At 69.6% G+C, this 15815-nt stretch carries 15 protein-coding genes; 4 read left to right on the top strand and 11 right to left on the bottom strand.

What is annotated here, in order from left to right; all coding sequences use genetic code 11:
- Positions 1-60: 60 nt before the first annotated feature.
- From trpD to HZZ00_RS07270, 5 genes are all read right to left on the bottom strand, one after another.
- Positions 61-1125 carry an anthranilate phosphoribosyltransferase gene (trpD, locus tag HZZ00_RS07290; RefSeq protein WP_180331433.1) on the bottom strand — a complete coding sequence of 355 codons (1065 nt, stop codon included), beginning with the start codon at positions 1123-1125 and terminating at the stop codon, positions 61-63.
- 118 nt (positions 1126-1243) lie between these two features.
- On the bottom strand, positions 1244-2881 hold the full coding sequence (locus tag HZZ00_RS07285; RefSeq protein WP_180331432.1) for a cytochrome bc complex cytochrome b subunit: 1638 nt from the start codon (positions 2879-2881) through the stop codon (positions 1244-1246).
- Entirely contained in the window at positions 2878-3936 is a 1059-nt protein-coding gene (locus HZZ00_RS07280) for a ubiquinol-cytochrome c reductase iron-sulfur subunit (protein WP_180331431.1), read from the bottom strand. Before HZZ00_RS07280 ends, HZZ00_RS07285 begins: the two co-directional genes overlap by 4 nt.
- Entirely contained in the window at positions 3933-4745 is an 813-nt protein-coding gene (locus HZZ00_RS07275) for a c-type cytochrome (protein ID WP_070028640.1), read from the bottom strand. The genes HZZ00_RS07280 and HZZ00_RS07275 overlap by 4 nt, the downstream gene beginning before the upstream one ends.
- Before the next feature lie 63 nt (positions 4746-4808).
- Complete coding sequence (locus tag HZZ00_RS07270) at positions 4809-5429, bottom strand: heme-copper oxidase subunit III (RefSeq protein WP_070028641.1); 621 nt, start codon at positions 5427-5429, stop codon at positions 4809-4811.
- Between the two features lie 163 nt (positions 5430-5592).
- Between HZZ00_RS07270 and HZZ00_RS07265 the strand changes: the two genes are divergently transcribed.
- On the top strand, positions 5593-5994 hold the full coding sequence (locus HZZ00_RS07265) for a response regulator transcription factor (RefSeq protein ID WP_180331430.1): 402 nt from the start codon (positions 5593-5595) through the stop codon (positions 5992-5994).
- Positions 5995-6074: 80 nt separating this feature from the next.
- Here the strand turns inward: HZZ00_RS07265 and HZZ00_RS07260 are convergent, their stop codons facing one another.
- From HZZ00_RS07260 to coxB, 4 genes are all read right to left on the bottom strand, one after another.
- The gene (locus tag HZZ00_RS07260) at positions 6075-7331 is read right to left on the bottom strand and encodes an Ig-like domain-containing protein (RefSeq protein ID WP_180331429.1); all 1257 of its coding nucleotides are present in this window, start codon (positions 7329-7331) and stop codon (positions 6075-6077) included.
- Positions 7332-7521: 190 nt separating this feature from the next.
- Positions 7522-7920: a cytochrome c oxidase subunit 4 gene (locus tag HZZ00_RS07255; protein ID WP_046421283.1), complete on the bottom strand. Its 399-nt coding sequence runs from the start codon at positions 7918-7920 to the stop codon at positions 7522-7524.
- Entirely contained in the window at positions 7917-9653 is a 1737-nt protein-coding gene (ctaD, locus tag HZZ00_RS07250; RefSeq protein WP_070028644.1) for a cytochrome c oxidase subunit I, read from the bottom strand. Before ctaD ends, HZZ00_RS07255 begins: the two co-directional genes overlap by 4 nt.
- Positions 9650-10609, bottom strand: coding sequence for a cytochrome c oxidase subunit II (gene coxB, locus HZZ00_RS07245; RefSeq protein ID WP_070028645.1), 960 nt, complete (start codon positions 10607-10609; stop codon positions 9650-9652). Before coxB ends, ctaD begins: the two co-directional genes overlap by 4 nt.
- Before the next feature lie 320 nt (positions 10610-10929).
- Here coxB and HZZ00_RS07240 point away from each other — a divergent pair, with 320 nt between their 5' ends.
- The gene (locus HZZ00_RS07240; protein WP_180331428.1) at positions 10930-12306 is read left to right on the top strand and encodes a cysteine desulfurase/sulfurtransferase TusA family protein; all 1377 of its coding nucleotides are present in this window, start codon (positions 10930-10932) and stop codon (positions 12304-12306) included.
- Positions 12307-12360: 54 nt separating this feature from the next.
- On the opposite strand, the gene HZZ00_RS07235 is transcribed toward HZZ00_RS07240, so the two are convergent.
- Positions 12361-13335 carry a carbohydrate kinase family protein gene (locus HZZ00_RS07235; protein ID WP_180331427.1) on the bottom strand — a complete coding sequence of 325 codons (975 nt, stop codon included), beginning with the start codon at positions 13333-13335 and terminating at the stop codon, positions 12361-12363.
- Positions 13336-13475: 140 nt separating this feature from the next.
- Here HZZ00_RS07235 and HZZ00_RS07230 point away from each other — a divergent pair, with 140 nt between their 5' ends.
- Together HZZ00_RS07230 and HZZ00_RS07225 are read left to right on the top strand one after the other, a co-directional pair.
- A complete protein-coding gene (locus HZZ00_RS07230; RefSeq protein ID WP_180331426.1) occupies positions 13476-13697 on the top strand; it encodes a hypothetical protein in 222 nt (73 codons plus the stop codon).
- 112 nt (positions 13698-13809) lie between these two features.
- A complete protein-coding gene (locus tag HZZ00_RS07225; protein ID WP_257585708.1) occupies positions 13810-15213 on the top strand; it encodes a hypothetical protein in 1404 nt (467 codons plus the stop codon).
- 67 nt (positions 15214-15280) lie between these two features.
- On the opposite strand, the gene HZZ00_RS07220 is transcribed toward HZZ00_RS07225, so the two are convergent.
- Positions 15281-15637 carry an iron-sulfur cluster assembly accessory protein gene (locus HZZ00_RS07220; protein WP_046421274.1) on the bottom strand — a complete coding sequence of 119 codons (357 nt, stop codon included), beginning with the start codon at positions 15635-15637 and terminating at the stop codon, positions 15281-15283.
- Positions 15638-15815: the final 178 nt, after the last annotated feature.

Raw genomic sequence — 15815 nt, 5'->3', positions numbered from 1 at the left:
CGCGAAGGGGTGATCGCCCCGCAACCCGTGTCCGGATCGCGGGACGATCACCCCCGCGTCTCAGGCGTTGCTGGCCGCCACCCAGCGCTCCAGCGTCCGCTTGGCCGCGCCCGAGTCGATGGACTGGGCCGCCCGGTCCATCTGGGCGCGCAGCTGCTCGGTGAGCGAGGCGTCGGACGGCTCCAGGGCCACCAGGGCCGCCGCCGAGTTCAGCAGCACCGCGTCGCGCACCGCGCCCCGCTCGCCGTCGAGCACCCGGCGGGCGACCTCCGCGTTGTAGGAGGCGTCCGCGCCGCGCAGGGCGTCCACGGGGACGAGGTCGATGCCGACGTCCCGGGGGTCGAATACCTCCTCGGTGACCTTGCCGTCCCGCACCACCCACACCCGGGAGGTGTCGGTGACCGTCAGCTCGTCCAGGCCGTCGTCGCCCCGGAAGACCAGCGCGGAGTTGCCCCGTTCGGCGAAGACTCCGGCCACCACGGGCGCCATGCGCGGATCGGCGACGCCCACCGCCTGCGCGCGCACCTTGGCCGGGTTGGTCAGCGGGCCGAGCACGTTGAAGGTGGTGCGGATTCCCAACTGACCGCGCGCGGCGGCGACATGACGCAGCGAGGGGTGGAACTTCACCGCGAAGCAGATGGTGATGCCGGCCTCCTCGGCGACCTCGGCCACCCGCTTCGGGGTCAGCTGCAGGTTGATGCCCAGCTTCTCCAGCACGTCGGAGGAGCCGGAGGCGGAGGAGGCGGCGCGGTTGCCGTGCTTGACGACCTTGGCGCCGGTGCCCGCGACGACGATCGAGGACATGGTGGAGATGTTGACGGTCTTCGCGCCGTCGCCGCCGGTGCCGACGATGTCGACGGCGGGCCCCGGCACCTCGATCACGTTGGCGTGCTCGTACATGGTGCGCACCAGGCCGGAGATCTCCGCCACCGTCTCGCCCTTGGCGCGCAGCGCGACCATGAACCCGGCGATCTGGGCGTCGGTCGCCTCGCCGCGCATGATCAGGTCCATCGCCCAGGCCGTGTCGTCGGCGGACAGGTCCTGGCCGGTCAGCAGGCCGTTCAGCAGGGCGGGCCAGGAGCGGCCCGCCGCGGTGTCGCCTCCAGCGGGGGTCACAGCGCTCATCAGCCGCTCCTCGTACACAGTGGTGGTCCTTCGCACCCCACCCTATCGAGCCGGGACACGGGGAAGGGCCCCGTCCGCGGTGCGGACGGGGCCCTTCGGTGGCGTGGCGACGCGGGGATCAGTGGTGGCCGTGGCCGCTCGTGATCTCCCTGTACTCCTCGACGGACGGCTTCGGGATCTGGTTGTCCTCGCCGTAGTAGGCGTTGGACAGCTTGACCCGGAGTCGGTCCGAGGCCTTCACCTTGCGCTCGACACCGTTCTCGTCGACCGTCGGGCCGATCTCGGCCGGCTGGTACTGCTCGTGCGCGGTGAGCGTGTGCAGCTGCTCCTGGCTGAGCGGCTCGTGCACCTCGATGAACTCACCGTGCGGCAGCCGCTTGATGATGCCGGTCTCGCGACCGTGCAGCACCTTGTCGCGGTCGCGGCGCTGGAGGCCGAGGCAGATCCGCTTGGTGACCAGGAACGCGATGACCGGGCCGACGAAGAAGAAGATCCGGACGAACCAGGTCACGGCGTTGATCGACAGGTGGAAGTGGGTGGCCCACAGGTCGTTGCCACCGCCGACCAGGGTGACCATGTAGATCGTCACCCAGGCGACACCGAACGCGGTACGGGTCGGGGCGTTGCGCGGGCGGTCCAGGATGTGGTGCTCGCGCTTGTCGCCGGTGACCCAGGACTCGATGAACGGGTAGACCGCGATGGCCGCCAGGACCAGCGGGAAGAGCACCAGCGGGATGAACACGCCCAGGACGAGCGTGTGACCCCAGAAGTTGATCTCCCAGCCCGGCATGAAGCGGATCAGACCCTCGGCGAAGCCCATGTACCAGTCGGGCTGGGCGCCGGTGGAGACCTGGTCCGGACGGTAGGGACCCATGGCCCAGATCGGGTTGATCTGCGCGACCGCGGCGATGGCCGCGATGACACCGAAGACCAGGAAGAAGAAGCCTCCGGCCTTGGCCATGTAGACCGGCAGCAGCGGCATGCCGACGACGTTGTTGTTCGACTTGCCCGGACCCGCGAACTGCGTGTGCTTGTGGTAGAAGACCAGGATCAGGTGCGCCACCATCAGGCCGAGCATGATGCCCGGCAGCAGCAGGATGTGGATCGAGTAGAACCGGGCGACGAAGTCGTGGCCGGGGAACTGCCCGCCGAAGAGGAAGTACGACAGGTACGTGCCGATGATCGGCACGGACAGGATCGCGCCCTCCATGAAGCGGACACCGGTGCCGGAGAGCAGGTCGTCCGGGAGCGAGTAACCGGTGAAGCCGGTGAACATGCCGAGGACGAACAGCAGGAAGCCGAACAGCCAGTTGATCTCACGCGGCTTGCGGAACGCGCCGGTGAAGAACACGCGCATCATGTGCACGAACATGCCCGCGAGGAAGATCAGCGCGGCCCAGTGGTGGATCTGCCGGACGAGCAGACCACCGCGCACGTCGAAGGAGATGTGCAGGGTCGAGTTGAATGCCTCCGACATCATCTGCCCCTGGAGCGGGACATAGCTGCCGTGGTAGACGACCTCGTTCATCGACGGGTGGAAGAACAGCGTCAGATAGACACCCGTCAGGATGATGATGATGAAGCTGTACATGCACACTTCGCCCAACATGAACGACCAGTGGTCGGGGAAGATCTTGCGCATGTTGGCCTTGGCCAGGGAGTAGATCCCGAGCCGGCCGTCGGCCCAGTCGGCGATGCGCTCGCCGGCCGGAGCCTTCCCGCGAGAGCGGGCGGTCTCGTTCGCTGCAGTACTCATCCGCGCTCCCAGAATGCAGGACCGACGGGCTCCTCGAAGTCGCCGAGCGCCTGGAGGTAACCCTCACTGTCCACACCGATGCGCAGCTGCGGCAGGGCGTGGCCGGCGGGACCGAAGATCACTCGGGCACCGTCGGAGAGGTCGAAGGTGGACTGGTGGCACGGGCACAGCACGTGGTGCGTCTGCTGCTCGTACAGCGAGATCGGGCAGCCGACGTGGGTGCAGATCTTGGAGAACGCGACGATGCCGTCGTGCGACCAGTCCAGCTCGCGCTTGTCCTTGATGTTGTCCGGCTGGAGCCGGACGATCATCAGAGCCGCCTTGGCGAGCTCCGTCTGGAACTCCTCGTCCGTCTCCTCCAGGCCGTCCGGCTTGGCGAAGGTCAGGGAGCCGACGGCGACGTCCTCGGGACGCAGCGGCTGGTTGGTGTTCATGTTGACCAGACGCTTGCCCTTGGCCCACAGGGTGTGGCGCAGGGACGTACCGGGCAGCGGACCGAGGTCGCGCAGCAGCATGACACCGGAGAGCGGCACCAGGGCCAGCGCGCCGAACATCGTGTTGCGGATCAGCTTGCGGCGGCCGAGCGCCGACTCCTTGGCGCCCTGGCGGAAGTCCGCGTGGACCTTGGCCCGGACCTCGGGAGCGGCCTCGATCGGGTGACGCTCGTCGGCGACCTCGACGTCGGACATCAGGGTGCGGGCCCAGTGGACCGCGCCCGCGCCGATGCAGAACAGCGCCACGCCCAGGGTCAGGCCCAGCGCGAAGTTCAGCGCGCTGATGTGCCCGATCGGGAAGACGAAGATGTTCTTGTCGTGCGGGATGGTCACGTACGAGACGATGAAGCCGACGGTGGCCAGCATCGACACCGTGAACAGCAGGGCGACGACACGCTCGGACCGCTTGGCGGCCCGCTCGTCGATGTCCTGGATCCGGTGCTCGTGGGGCGGCAGCCCCGGGTCGGCGAACGGGTTCTCCTCGTCCGCGACCCCTACCGCGCCGTGCGCGTGGTCCTGCTCTGCGGGCAGGTTCTCTTCAGGAATGTCTTGGCTACTCATGACTTCTTGGCCTTTGCGGTCCGAGCGGCGACCCAGACGGCGACGGCGATCAGCGCGCCGAGACCGAAGATCCAGGCGAACAGGCCCTCACTGACCGGCCCGAGGCCGCCCAGCTCCAGACCGCCCGGGTTCGTCGTCTCGCTGCTGTCGACCGCGTGCAGGTACGCGATGATGTCCTTCTTGTTCTTCGAGGACAGCGTCGTGTCCGGGAAGGACGGCATGTTCTGCGGGCCCGTCTGCATGGCCTCGTAGATGTGCTTCGGGTCGACGCCCTCCAGCGTGGGCGCGAACTTGCCCTTGGTCAGGGCACCGCCCTTGCCGGTGAAGTTGTGGCACTGCGCGCAGTTGGTGCGGAACAGCTCGCCACCCTTGGCGATGTCCGCGCCGGCCGGACCGTACTGCTGCTTGGTCGGCACGACGGGACCGGCGCCCAGCGACGCGATGTACGCGGCGAGCTGGTCGATCTGAGTCTGCGTGTACACAGGCTTCTTGCGCGGGACCTGGGCGCCCTGCGAGGTCGCGGCCGGCATACGGCCGGTGCCGACCTGGAAGTCGACGGCCGCGGAGCCCACGCCGACCAGGCTCGGCCCGTCGGAGGAGCCCTGCCCACCGGTGCCGTGGCAGCTGGCGCAGCCGACCTCGTAGAGCTTCCTACCCTCCTTGATGGTCAGGGACTGGGAGGTTTCATCGGCCTGCGCCTTGCCCGCGGGCGCGAACGCGGCGTACAGCCCCCCAGTGGCCGCCAGCGCGAGGAGTAGGACGACGACCGCCGCCAGCGGATGGCGTCGTCGTGCGGAGAGCTTTTTCACGGATTACCCCGGTGTCAGGATCTTCTGCGTCGGTGCTTCTGGACTTAGCGGGAGCGGTCCCGGCTACTTGATCAAATAGATCGTGGCGAAGAGGCCGATCCAGACGACATCGACGAAGTGCCAGTAGTAGGACACGACGATGGCGGCGGTCGCCTGCTCGTGGGTGAACCTCTTGGCCATGTAGGTGCGGCCGAGGACCAGCAGGAAGGCGATGAGACCGCCCGTCACGTGCAGGCCGTGGAAGCCGGTGGTCAGGTAGAACACCGAGCCGTACGGGTCGGAGGAGAGCGAGAGGCCCTCTTCCTTCACCAGGCTCGTGTACTCGTAGATCTGACCGCCGATGAAGATCGCACCCATGATGAAGGTGAGGATGAACCAGCCACGGAGCTTCTTCACGTCGCCGCGCTCGGCAGCGAAGACGCCGAGCTGGCAGGTGAGGGACGAGAGCACCAGGATCGTGGTGTTCGTCGCGGAGAAAGGCACATTGAGCGCTGAGGCCATGTGCTTCCAGTGAGCCGGTCCGGTCACCGACCGGAGGGTGAAGTACATCGCGAAGAGGGCCGCGAAGAACATCAGCTCGGAACTCAGCCAGATGATGGTTCCGACGCTGGTGAGGTTCGGCCGGTTGACCGACGGGTGCGCGTGCCCGGTTTCTACTGTCGTTGCTGTCGCCACGACCGACATTATGTCGGTCGCTTATCTCGCCCTCACTCCGGGGGGTGCCGTTCGGAGTGTTGCAGCCCTGCGAACCGGTGTTGACGTGGTGTTCATGGGAGTAACATCCGCCCAAACGGCCCCGTCCGTCCTGTCCGTCCAGTCCGTACGACGCCGACGATCCGGAGGAACAATGCAGCCGACCGCCACCGTGCTGGTCTACAGCGACGACTCCAACACCCGTGAGCAGGTACGGCTGGCCGCAGGGCGCCGGCCCGCCCCGGACGTGCCCGAGGTGGAGTTCGTGGAGTGCGCGACACCCGCGGCGGTGCTGCGGGAGCTGGACCGTGGGGGCATCGACGTGTGCGTGCTCGACGGCGAGGCCGTGCCCATGGGGGGCATGGGGATGTGCCGGCAGATCAAGGACGAGGTGTTCCGCTGCCCGCCCGTGCTGCTGCTCATCGGCCGCCCCCAGGACGCCTGGCTGGCCACGTGGAGCCGGGCCGACGCCGCGGTGACGCTGCCGGTGGACCCCGTGGAGTTCGCCTCCTCGCTGGCCGCCCTGCTGCGCCGCAGGAGCCTGGTGAGCGCCTAGCGGCCCGGGGCGCGGGGTTCCCGGGCGGCCGCCGGCGGGCGGCCCGTCGCAGGATTCCCCGCGCCCCGTCGGAGCGCTGCTCACACGGCTGCCGGCTGGAGGCGGACCGTGTCCGAGGTCTGGCCGCCGTTGGGCAGGCCGTTGAGGGCGGAGCCGGTACGCCACTTCTTCCAGTCGACGTTCCAGTCGCCGAACCCGTTGCCGAAGGGTTCCATCGCCTGGCCGTTGGAGTTGACGACCTTCACCACGTCGCCCTCGTGGACGTTCTCGAAGAACCAGCGGGCGTTGGCCGTGCTCATCCCGGTGCAGCCGTGGCTGACGTTGGCGTAGCCCTGCGAGCCCACCGACCAGGGCGCCGCGTGCACGTACTCGCCGGACCAGGTCACCCGGGTGGCGTAGTAGACCGGCAGGTCGTACGAGTCCCGGCTGCCCTCGGCGATGCCGACGGTGATCCCGCGCATGCGTACGAAGTACTGCTTCTCCAGGACCACCTTGACGCCGTTGCGGGTCTCGTAGCCCGGCTTGCCGGTGGTGACCGGAATGGAATTGATCACGGCGCCGTCCTTGTACACCGTCATCTCGTGCGCCGCGGCGTCCGTGACGGCCTCGATGCGGTCGCCCGTGGTGAGCTTGAGCGCCTTCGACTTGTCGCCCCGCAGCCGGTCGCTGATCTTGACGCCGTCCAGGTTGCTGTGCACCTGGATCGTCGTGTGGGCCGGCCAGTAGTCCTTGGGGCGGTAGTGGAGTTCCTTGCCGCTCACCCAGTACCAGGAGCCGGTCACGGCGGGCACGGAGTCCACCCGCAGGCCGCGTTCCACGACGGCCCGCTGGGCCTTGTCGTCGACCGCCTGGCTGAGTTGGGCGGTGATGACCTGTCCGACGCCGTACTCGCCCGCGTCGGGCCCGAAGGTGACGCCCAGCCGCTTCTGGTCGGCGGGCTTGGTGGTGTCGAAGGCGAGGACCTTGCGGCCGGGTGCCCCTTCGTCGTCCTCGGTGCTCACGGTGACCGTGTAATGGGCGCTCGCGGCCAGCGGGGAGGTGCTGTGCCAGCGGCTGCCGTCGGCGGTGAGTTCGCCCGCCACATAGCGGCCTGTGGAGTCCTGGGCGGTGACGTCGGTGATGCGCCCCTCGTCCTTGACGGTGACCTCCAGGGGCTTGTCGGGGTCGGCCCGCTTGCCCACGTCGGTGGGGGCGTTGAAGGAGATCAGGCCCGCCGCGTCATACGGCTTGGCCGACAGGGGGTCGCCGTCCGAACCGCAGGCGCTGGTGCCCGCGCCCAGGGCGGTCACCAGCACAGCGCAGCTGACGACGGTACGGGTCCGCGGAGAGTAATTCATACGATCACGCTATGAGATGAACCCATTACTGGCGCGGTACGTAACCCATACGAGGGACGACACACCGGCAGACGACCGTCTCGCCGCGCGGATCTCGAAAACACCCTGAAAAACGCCGGAACGCGGAAAGCCGGGAGCCCGGACTCTCCTGACGGAGGGCCCGGGCTCCCGGTGGTGCTTTACGTCCTGCTTACTGGGTGCGGTTCTCACCGTGGTAGTACTCGAACACCCAGCCGAACAGACCGATCACGATGAACGGCGCGGAGAAGTAGATCAGCCACCAGCCGACCGCGATGCTGAGGAAGGCGATCGCACCGCCGAAGCCCAGCATGAGCGGCTGCCAGCTGTGCGGGCTGAAGAAGCCCAGCTCGCCCGCGTCGTCCGCGACGTCGGCCTCCTTGTCGTCCTGCGCACCGGCGTCCACCCGGCGGGCGGTGAAGCCCAGGTAGAAGCCGATCATGATCGACAGGCCGAAGGCCAGGAAGAGTGCCGTGGTACCGGCCGGCTCCTTCGACCACACGCCGTACACGACGGCCATGATCAGGATGAAGAAGCTCAGCCAGATGAACATCCGGCCCTGGATCTTCACTTGCCGGCCTCCTTGCTGCTGCCCGCGACGGCGGTCGCGTGACCGGCGTGCTCAAGCTGCTCGAGCGCGGCGATCTCGGGGTGGTGCAGGTCGAACGCCGGGGATTCGCTGCGGATCCGCGGCAGGGTGGTGAAGTTGTGCCGCGGCGGCGGGCAGGAGGTCGCCCACTCCAGGGAGCGGCCGTAGCCCCACGGGTCGTCCACCTCGACCTTCTTGCCGTACTTGGCGGTCTTCCAGACGTTGTAGAGGAACGGCAGGAAGGAGAGGCCGAGGACGAACGAACCGATGGTGGACACCGTGTTCAGCGCGGTGAAGCCGTCGGCCGCCAGGTAGTCGGCGTACCGGCGCGGCATGCCCTCGGCGCCCAGCCAGTGCTGCACCAGGAAGGTGGTGTGGAAGCCGATGAACAGCGTCCAGAAGGTGATCTTGCCGAGGCGCTCGTCCAGCATCTTGCCGGTGAACTTCGGCCACCAGAAGTGGAAGCCGGCGAACATGGCGAACACGACCGTACCGAAGACCACGTAGTGGAAGTGGGCCACCACGAAGTACGAGTCGGAGATGTGGAAGTCCATGGGCGGCGAGGCCAGGATGACACCTGTCAGACCACCGAACGTGAAGGTGATCAGGAAGCCGGTCGCCCAGAGCATCGGCGTCTCGAAGGACAGTGAGCCCTTCCACATGGTGCCGATCCAGTTGAAGAACTTCACACCGGTCGGTACCGCGATCAGGAAGGTCATGAAGGAGAAGAACGGCAGCAGCACACCGCCGGTGACGTACATGTGGTGCGCCCACACCGTCACGGACAGACCGGCGATCGCGATGGTCGCGGCGATCAGGCCCATGTAACCGAACATCGGCTTACGGGAGAAGACCGGAATGATCTCCGAGATGATGCCGAAGAACGGCAGGGCGATGATGTACACCTCTGGATGGCCGAAGAACCAGAAGAGGTGTTGCCAGAGCAATGCGCCGCCATTGGCCGCGTCGAACACATGCGCACCGAATTTGCGGTCCGCCTCCAGGGCGAACAGCGCGGCGGCCAGCACCGGGAAGGCCAGCAGGACGAGCACACCGGTCAGCAGCACGTTCCACACGAAGATCGGCATGCGGAACATCGTCATGCCCGGAGCGCGCATGCAGATGATCGTGGTGATGAAGTTGACCGAGCCGAGGATGGTGCCGAAGCCGGACATGGCCAGACCCATGATCCACATGTCGGCGCCGGCGCCCGGCGAGCGGACCGCGTCCGACAGCGGGGAGTAGGCGAACCAGCCGAAGTCGGCCGCGCCCTCGGGGGTGAGGAAGCCGCCCACCGCGATGAGCGAGCCGAACAGGTACAGCCAGTAGGCGAACATGTTCAGCCGCGGGAACGCGACGTCCGGCGCGCCGATCTGCAGCGGCATGATCCAGTTCGCGAAGCCCGCGAACAGCGGCGTCGCGAACATCAGCAGCATGATCGTGCCGTGCATCGTGAACGCCTGGTTGAACTGCTCGTTCGACATGATCTGCAGGCCCGGACGGGCCAGCTCGGCGCGCATGAGCAGCGCCATCACGCCGCCGATCAGGAAGAACGCGAACGACGTGACGAGGTACATCGTCCCGATCGTCTTGTGGTCGGTGGTCGTCAGCCACTTCACCACGGCATTGCCGGGCTGCTTACGCCGAACCGGCAGCTCGTCCACGTACGAGCCTTCAGCGGCCGCGGCACCCTGGGGTTCGTTGAGGATGCTCACAGGTTGTTCGTCTCCCGGTTCTTCTCGTGGCTCGTCTGCGCGATGCCGGCGGGAATGTAACCGGTCTGCCCCTTCTTGGCGAGGTCCTTGAGGTGCTGCTCGTACGCCGCCGGGGAGACGACCTTCACGTTGAACAGCATCCGCGAGTGGTCGACGCCGCAGAGCTCGGCGCACTTGCCGAGGAAGGTGCCCTCCTTGTTGGGGGTCACCTGGAAGGCGTTGGTGTGGCCCGGGATGACGTCCTGCTTCATCAGGAACGGCACCACCCAGAAGGAGTGGATGACGTCACGCGAGGTCAGAACGAAACGGACCGTCTTGCCCTTGGGGAGCCAGAGCGTCGGACCAGGGTTACCGGTCTGCGGGTTGCGCGTACCCGGGGTGCCGACGTCGTAGACGCCGCCGGCGTTCGCCGGGAAGGCGGCCTTGAACCGGTCCGGAATCGCGGACAGGTTGGTGTCCGTCTTGGCGTCGCCGGAGACTCCGGGGACGTTCTCGATGTAGTTGAAGCCCCAGCTCCACTGGAAGCCGACCACGTTGACCGTGACGTCGGGCTTCTTGTCGAGGCTCATGAGCTTCGTCTCGTCCCGGGCCGTGAAGTAGAACAGCACCGAGATGATGATGATCGGGACCACCGTGTACAGGGCCTCGATCGGCATGTTGTACCGGGTCTGCGGAGGTACCTCGACCTTGGTGCGGCTGCGCCGGTGGAACATGGCGCTCCACAGGATCAGGCCCCACACCAGCACGCCGACGGCGAGCGCGGCAGCCCAGGAACCCTGCCACAGGGAGAGGATCCGCGGAGCCTCTTCCGTGGTCGGGGTGGGCATGCCAAGGCGGGGGAAGTCCTTGTATGTGCAACCGGTTGCGGTCGCCAGGACCAGGCCCGCGGTCAGTGCCTGCAGCAGCTTCCGCCGCATCGGGCGCCGCGGCGAGCGGTCGGAGCCGTTGGGACTCACGTAGCGCCTTCCCGAGAGTCTCGCCCGCGCGGTCGGCTGCGGCCTTCTCGCTGGTCGGTCGCCGCCCTGCGTCGGGCAGGGGTTTGGATGTTTATGCGGACCAAACCCTAGCCGACGCCCTCCGGGGGTTCGCGGGGAGGGGGGCATACGCGTTGCCTGTCACTCGGTTGGGGTGGGAACGGGCGCCTATTAGCTCGGGTTGTGGCGTTTTGGGGGCCGTCACGGGTGACTCTTCGCTGGTCGCGCCCACCCCTCGCGACCTCGGACGGAACGGCCCCGCCCCCCGTGTCCCGCGCCGCCGGGGGTTCTACCGTTGACCTGTGCCCTACTTCGACGCCGCATCGGCCGCACCTCTCCATCCGGTGGCCCGCCAGGCCCTGTTGGCCTCCCTGGACGACGGGTGGGCCGATCCCGCGCGGCTGTACCGGGAGGGACGCAAGGCGCGGATGCTGCTGGACGCGGCGCGGGAGGCGGCGGCCGAGGCGGTCGGGTGCCGGGCGGACGAGCTGGTGTTCACACCGTCGGGGACCCGTGCCGTACATACGGGCGTCGCGGGGGCGTTGGCCGGAAGGCGCCGGGTCGGACGCCACCTGATCGTGTCAGCGGTCGAACACTCCTCTGTCCTCCATTCGGCGGAGGTGTTCGAGGCCGAGGGGGGCGAGGTGACACAGGTGCCGGTGGACCGGACGGGCGCCGTGGCCCCCTCGGGTTACGAGGCCGCCCTGCGCGCGGACACCGCGCTGGCCGTGCTCCAGTCGGCCAACCACGAGGTCGGCACCGTGCAGCCGGTGGCCGAGGTGGCGGAGGTGTGCCGGGCGGCCGGGGTGCCGCTGCTGGTGGACGCGGCGCAGTCGCTGGGCTGGGGGCCGGTCGAGGGCGGCTGGTCGCTGCTCGCGGCCAGCGCGCACAAGTGGGGCGGGCCCTCGGGGGTCGGGCTGCTCGTCGTGCGCAAGGGCGTGCGGTTCGCGCCCCAAGGCCCGGCGGACGAGCGGGAGTCGGGGCGGGCACCGGGCTTCGAGAACATTCCGGCCGTCGTGGCGGCCGTGGCGTCCCTGCGCGCGGTGCGGGCCGAGGCGGACCAGGAGGCGTCGCGGCTGCGGGAGCTGACGGAGCGGATCAGGACACGGGTGCCGCGGCTGGTGCCGGACGTGGAGGTGGTGGGCGATCCGCGGCGGCGGCTGCCGGGCATCGTCACCTTCTCGTGTCTCTATGTCGACGGGGAGACCCTGCTGCACGAGCTGGACCGGGAGGGCTTCGCGGTGTCCTCCGGCTCCTCGTGCACCAGCAGCACGCTGACGCCCAGCCATGTGCTGAAGGCGATGGGCGTGCTCAGCGAGGGCAATGTGCGCGTGTCGCTGCCGCCGGGCACGGCCGGGCAGGACGTGGAACGGTTCCTGGAGGTGCTGCCGGGCGTGGTGGCGGGGGTGCGGGAGAAGCTGGGGGCGCCCTCCTCCGCGGCGGTCGCCGAGGAGGAGGTCCTGGTGGTGGACGCCCTCGGCAGGCGCTGCCCCATCCCGGTCATCGAACTGGCGAAGGCGTTCCCCGGGGTGCCGGTGGGCGGCACCGTCCGCGTCCTCTCGGACGACGAGGCGGCCCGCCTGGACATTCCGGCGTGGTGCGAGATGCGGGGCCAGGAGTACCTGGGCGAGGAGCCGGCGGACGGCGGTACGGCGTACCTGGTGCGCCGGCTCGGCTGAGGCGTCCGGGCCGCCGGCGCGGCGGCCCCGGGCGCTCCCCGGACGGCGGGGCCGTCAGCGCAGGTGGGACCGGACCTCCTCGGCCGCCTCGTCCCCGTACGCCTTGGTGAACCGCTCCATGAAGTGCGCGCGCCGCAGCTGGTACTCCTGCGTGCCCACGGTCTCGATGACCAGGGTCGCCAGCATGCAGCCCACCTGCGCGGCCCGCTCCAGCGAGACGCCCCAGGCCAGACCGGACAGGAAGCCCGCGCGGAAGGCGTCGCCGACGCCGGTGGGGTCGGCCTTGCGCTCCTCCTCCGGGCAGCCGACCTCGATCGGGTCCTCGCCGGCCCGCTCGATCCGCACGCCCCGCGAGCCGAGCGTGGTGACGCGGTGGCCGACCATGGCGAGGATCTCCTCGTCGGTCAGACCGGTCTTGGTCTGGATGAGGCCCTTCTCGTACTCGTTGGAGAACAGGTACGTCGCGCCGTCCAGCAGTATGCGGATCTCCTCGCCCTCCATGCGGGCGATCTGCTGGGAGAAGTCGGCCGCGAACGGGATCGAGCGGGAGCGGCACTCCTCGGTGTGGCGGAGCATCGCCTCCGGGTCGTCGGCGCCGATCAGCACCAGGTCGAGGCCGCCCACCCGGTCGGCGACCGTCTTCAGCTCGATCAGCCGGGCCTCGCTCATGGCGCCGGTGTAGAAGGAGCCGATCTGGTTGTGGTCGGCGTCGGTGGTGCACACGAAGCGGGCGGTGTGCAGGGTGTCGGAGATCCGGACGGACTCGGTGTCGACGCCGTGCCGGTCGAGCCAGGCCCGGTACTCGTCGAAGTCGAAGCCGGCCGCGCCGGCCAGGATCGGCCGGGTGCCGAGCTGGCCCATGCCGAAGGCGATGTTCGCGGCGACGCCGCCGCGGCGCACGTCGAGGTTGTCGACGAGGAAGGAGAGCGAAACCGTGTGCAGCTGGTCCGCGACGAGCTGGTCGGCGAACCGACCCGGGAAGGTCATGAGGTGGTCGGTGGCGATGGAGCCGGTGACTGCGATGCGCACGACGGGGAATCTCCTGCGGACTGAGACGGGAGGGCAGGTTGACAGTTCACGCTACCCGGTCGGGGGCGCCCACTGAAGCTGGCGAAACTACCCGATAGTAGATCTTTCTTCGCAGGGACCGGCGTGCCTACGGTTCCGTCATGACGAACCTCAAGGGCCCTGCCACCACCGAACCGCCCGCCCCCGGCGACCTGGAGGGCGGCCTCGACTCGCTGCGCGGCGACTGCGCCCGGATGGCCCGGCGCTGGCCCGCCCCCGCGCGCGCCGAGTCCCGGCCGGTGTCCCCCTCCCGCATCCACCGGGTCGCGGTGCCGGAGCGGTCCGCGCGACTGCTGGACGGCATGTCCGACTACGGCGACTGACCGGTTCGGCTCACCCGTACGGCCCAGTCCGGGAACCCGGCGCTCCCCCGCTTCGTCCCATGGTCGTCCCCCGGCGGGGGACACGGGACAGGACACGGCGAGGAGCGATGCGGTGAACACGGAGCGGCCGGGGAACTGCGGGAGCGGGGACGACCCCGAGGTGGCGCACGAGCAGGCGGCGCGGGACGAGGCGGGACGAACCGGGCGGCGCGGCCCGCGCGCCGTCGTCCTGTCCGTGGCGGCCGCGGTGCTGCTGGTCGGTGGCGGTGGCGCGTACGTGGCGGCGAGCGACGGACCGGACCACCGCGGCGCCCCGGCGGCGTCCGGGCGGGACGCCACCCCTCCCCCGCCGCTCGCCCTGGACGAGCAGCCGGACCCGTACGGCGCCCACTACGTGGCGCGGGGCGCCCTGCCGGACGGGCCCGCCGCGGCGCCGGTGTACGGGCCGGGGACCGGGGTCGGCGCGGACCGGGTGGTCCGGCTGGCGAAGGCGCTCGGGGTGACCGGGACGCCCGTGGCCGAGGGGCGGTCCTGGCGGGTCGGCGGCAAGGACGGCTCGGGGCCGAGCCTCCGGGTGAGCCGGGACGCGCCGGGCGGCTGGACGTTCAGCCGGTACGCGCCCGGCACCGACGACTGCCGCAAGGGCCCGCGGTGCAACCCCGGCCCGGTCGGTCCCACGGGGGCGCCGGTGAGCGCGGCGGTGGCCCGGAAGGCTGCGGCGCCGGTGCTGAGGGCGGCCGGCCTGGACGGCGCGCGGACCGACGCGAGCCAGGTCATGGGGCTCCAGCGGGTGGTGAACGCCGATCCGGTGGTGGGCGGGCTGCCCACGACCGGCTGGTCCACCGGGCTGACGATCGGCAAGGGGGGCGACGTGGTCGGCGGGCACGGCCTGCTGGCGACGCCGGTGAAGGGGGCGACGTACCCCGTGCTGAGCGCGGAGAAGACCCTGGCCCGGATGAACGCGGCGCCGAAGGGCGACCACCGGATGGGCCCCGGCGGCTGTGCGAGCCCGGGGCGGTTCGCGACGCGGCTGGAGCAGCCGTGCGGCGCGGATTCCGGGACGTCCGGGACGGTCACGGTGGAGAAGGCGGTGTTCGGCCTGGCCGCGTACCCGGTCGGCGGCCGCCAGACCCTCGTACCGTCCTGGCTGTTCGAGACCCGCGGTTCGGGGACGGTGTCGTACCCGGCGGTCGACCCCCGCTCTCTGGCGTCCTCGCCCGCCGGCTCGGTGAAGGTGAACGGCTACACGGCCGACGGCCGGTCCCTCACCGTCGGCTTCTACGGCGGAGTGTGCGCCGACTACACGGCGGCGGCCCGGGAGAGCGGTGACCGGGTGGAGGTCACGGTCACCGAGCACCGGCAGGAGGGCAGGGTGTGCCCGATGATCGCCAAGGAGCTGGTGCGCACCGTGCGGCTCGGGGCGCCGCTGGACGGCCGCACGGTGGTCGGCGCGGACGGGCGGCCGATCCCCCGCGCCAAGCCGGGCGCGCTGCGGCCGCAGGCGCAAACGCGCTAGCCGACGACGAAGGCGGCGGCCCCCGGCATGGGGGCCGCCGCCTTGTGCATCAGGCCGTCGGGCCGGCTCAGCTGAAGGAGTCGCCGCAGGCGCAGGAGCCGGTCGCGTTCGGGTTGTCGATCGTGAAGCCCTGCTTCTCGATCGTGTCCACGAAGTCGACGGTGGCGCCGCCCAGGTACGGAGCGCTCATCCGGTCGGTGACGACCTTGACCCCGCCGAAGTCCTTCTCCACGTCGCCGTCGAGCGAGCGCTCGTCGAAGAACAGCTGGTACCGCAGACCGGAGCAGCCGCCGGGCTGGACGGCGACACGCAGCGCGAGGTCGTCGCGGCCTTCCTGGTCGAGCAGGGCCTTGACCTTGGCCGCGGCGGCGTCGGTCAGGATGATGCCGTCGCTGACGGTTGTGGTCTCGTCCGATACGGACATCTACATCTCTCCCGGGTTGTACGGAGACTGCTTGCCGACGAGTGCAACCGGCGCTTCCGAGGATTCATTCCGGGCCGGGCGTCACGTGGTCGCGATTTTGCCTTCTGACTCTTCATGCTCGCACATGCCCGCCCGCGCGGACAGCGGCCCGACGAGGGATCCGGGACACCTCCGGGAC

Source organism: Streptomyces sp. NEAU-sy36 (genome assembly GCF_013423905.1).
Classification (GTDB): Bacteria; Actinomycetota; Actinomycetes; order Streptomycetales; family Streptomycetaceae; genus Streptomyces; species Streptomyces misionensis.
The sequence above is the reverse complement of the archived record's forward strand: the minus strand, read 5'-3'. Positions and strand labels throughout refer to the sequence as shown.

Excerpts from the sequence above, each read along its gene's own strand:
- HZZ00_RS07280 (WP_180331431.1), bottom strand. The coding sequence starts at position 3,936 with ATGAGTAGCCAAGACATTCCTGAAGAGAACCTGCCCGCAGAGCAGGAC.
- trpD (WP_180331433.1), bottom strand. The coding sequence starts at position 1,125 with ATGAGCGCTGTGACCCCCGCTGGAGGCGACACCGCGGCGGGCCGCTCC.
- HZZ00_RS07265 (WP_180331430.1), top strand. The coding sequence starts at position 5,593 with ATGCAGCCGACCGCCACCGTGCTGGTCTACAGCGACGACTCCAACACC.
- HZZ00_RS07260 (WP_180331429.1), bottom strand. The coding sequence starts at position 7,331 with ATGAATTACTCTCCGCGGACCCGTACCGTCGTCAGCTGCGCTGTGCTG.
- HZZ00_RS07220 (WP_046421274.1), bottom strand. The coding sequence starts at position 15,637 with ATGTCCGTATCGGACGAGACCACAACCGTCAGCGACGGCATCATCCTG.
- HZZ00_RS07230 (WP_180331426.1), top strand. The coding sequence starts at position 13,476 with ATGACGAACCTCAAGGGCCCTGCCACCACCGAACCGCCCGCCCCCGGC.
- HZZ00_RS07285 (WP_180331432.1), bottom strand. The coding sequence starts at position 2,881 with ATGAGTACTGCAGCGAACGAGACCGCCCGCTCTCGCGGGAAGGCTCCG.
- HZZ00_RS07270 (WP_070028641.1), bottom strand. The coding sequence starts at position 5,429 with ATGTCGGTCGTGGCGACAGCAACGACAGTAGAAACCGGGCACGCGCAC.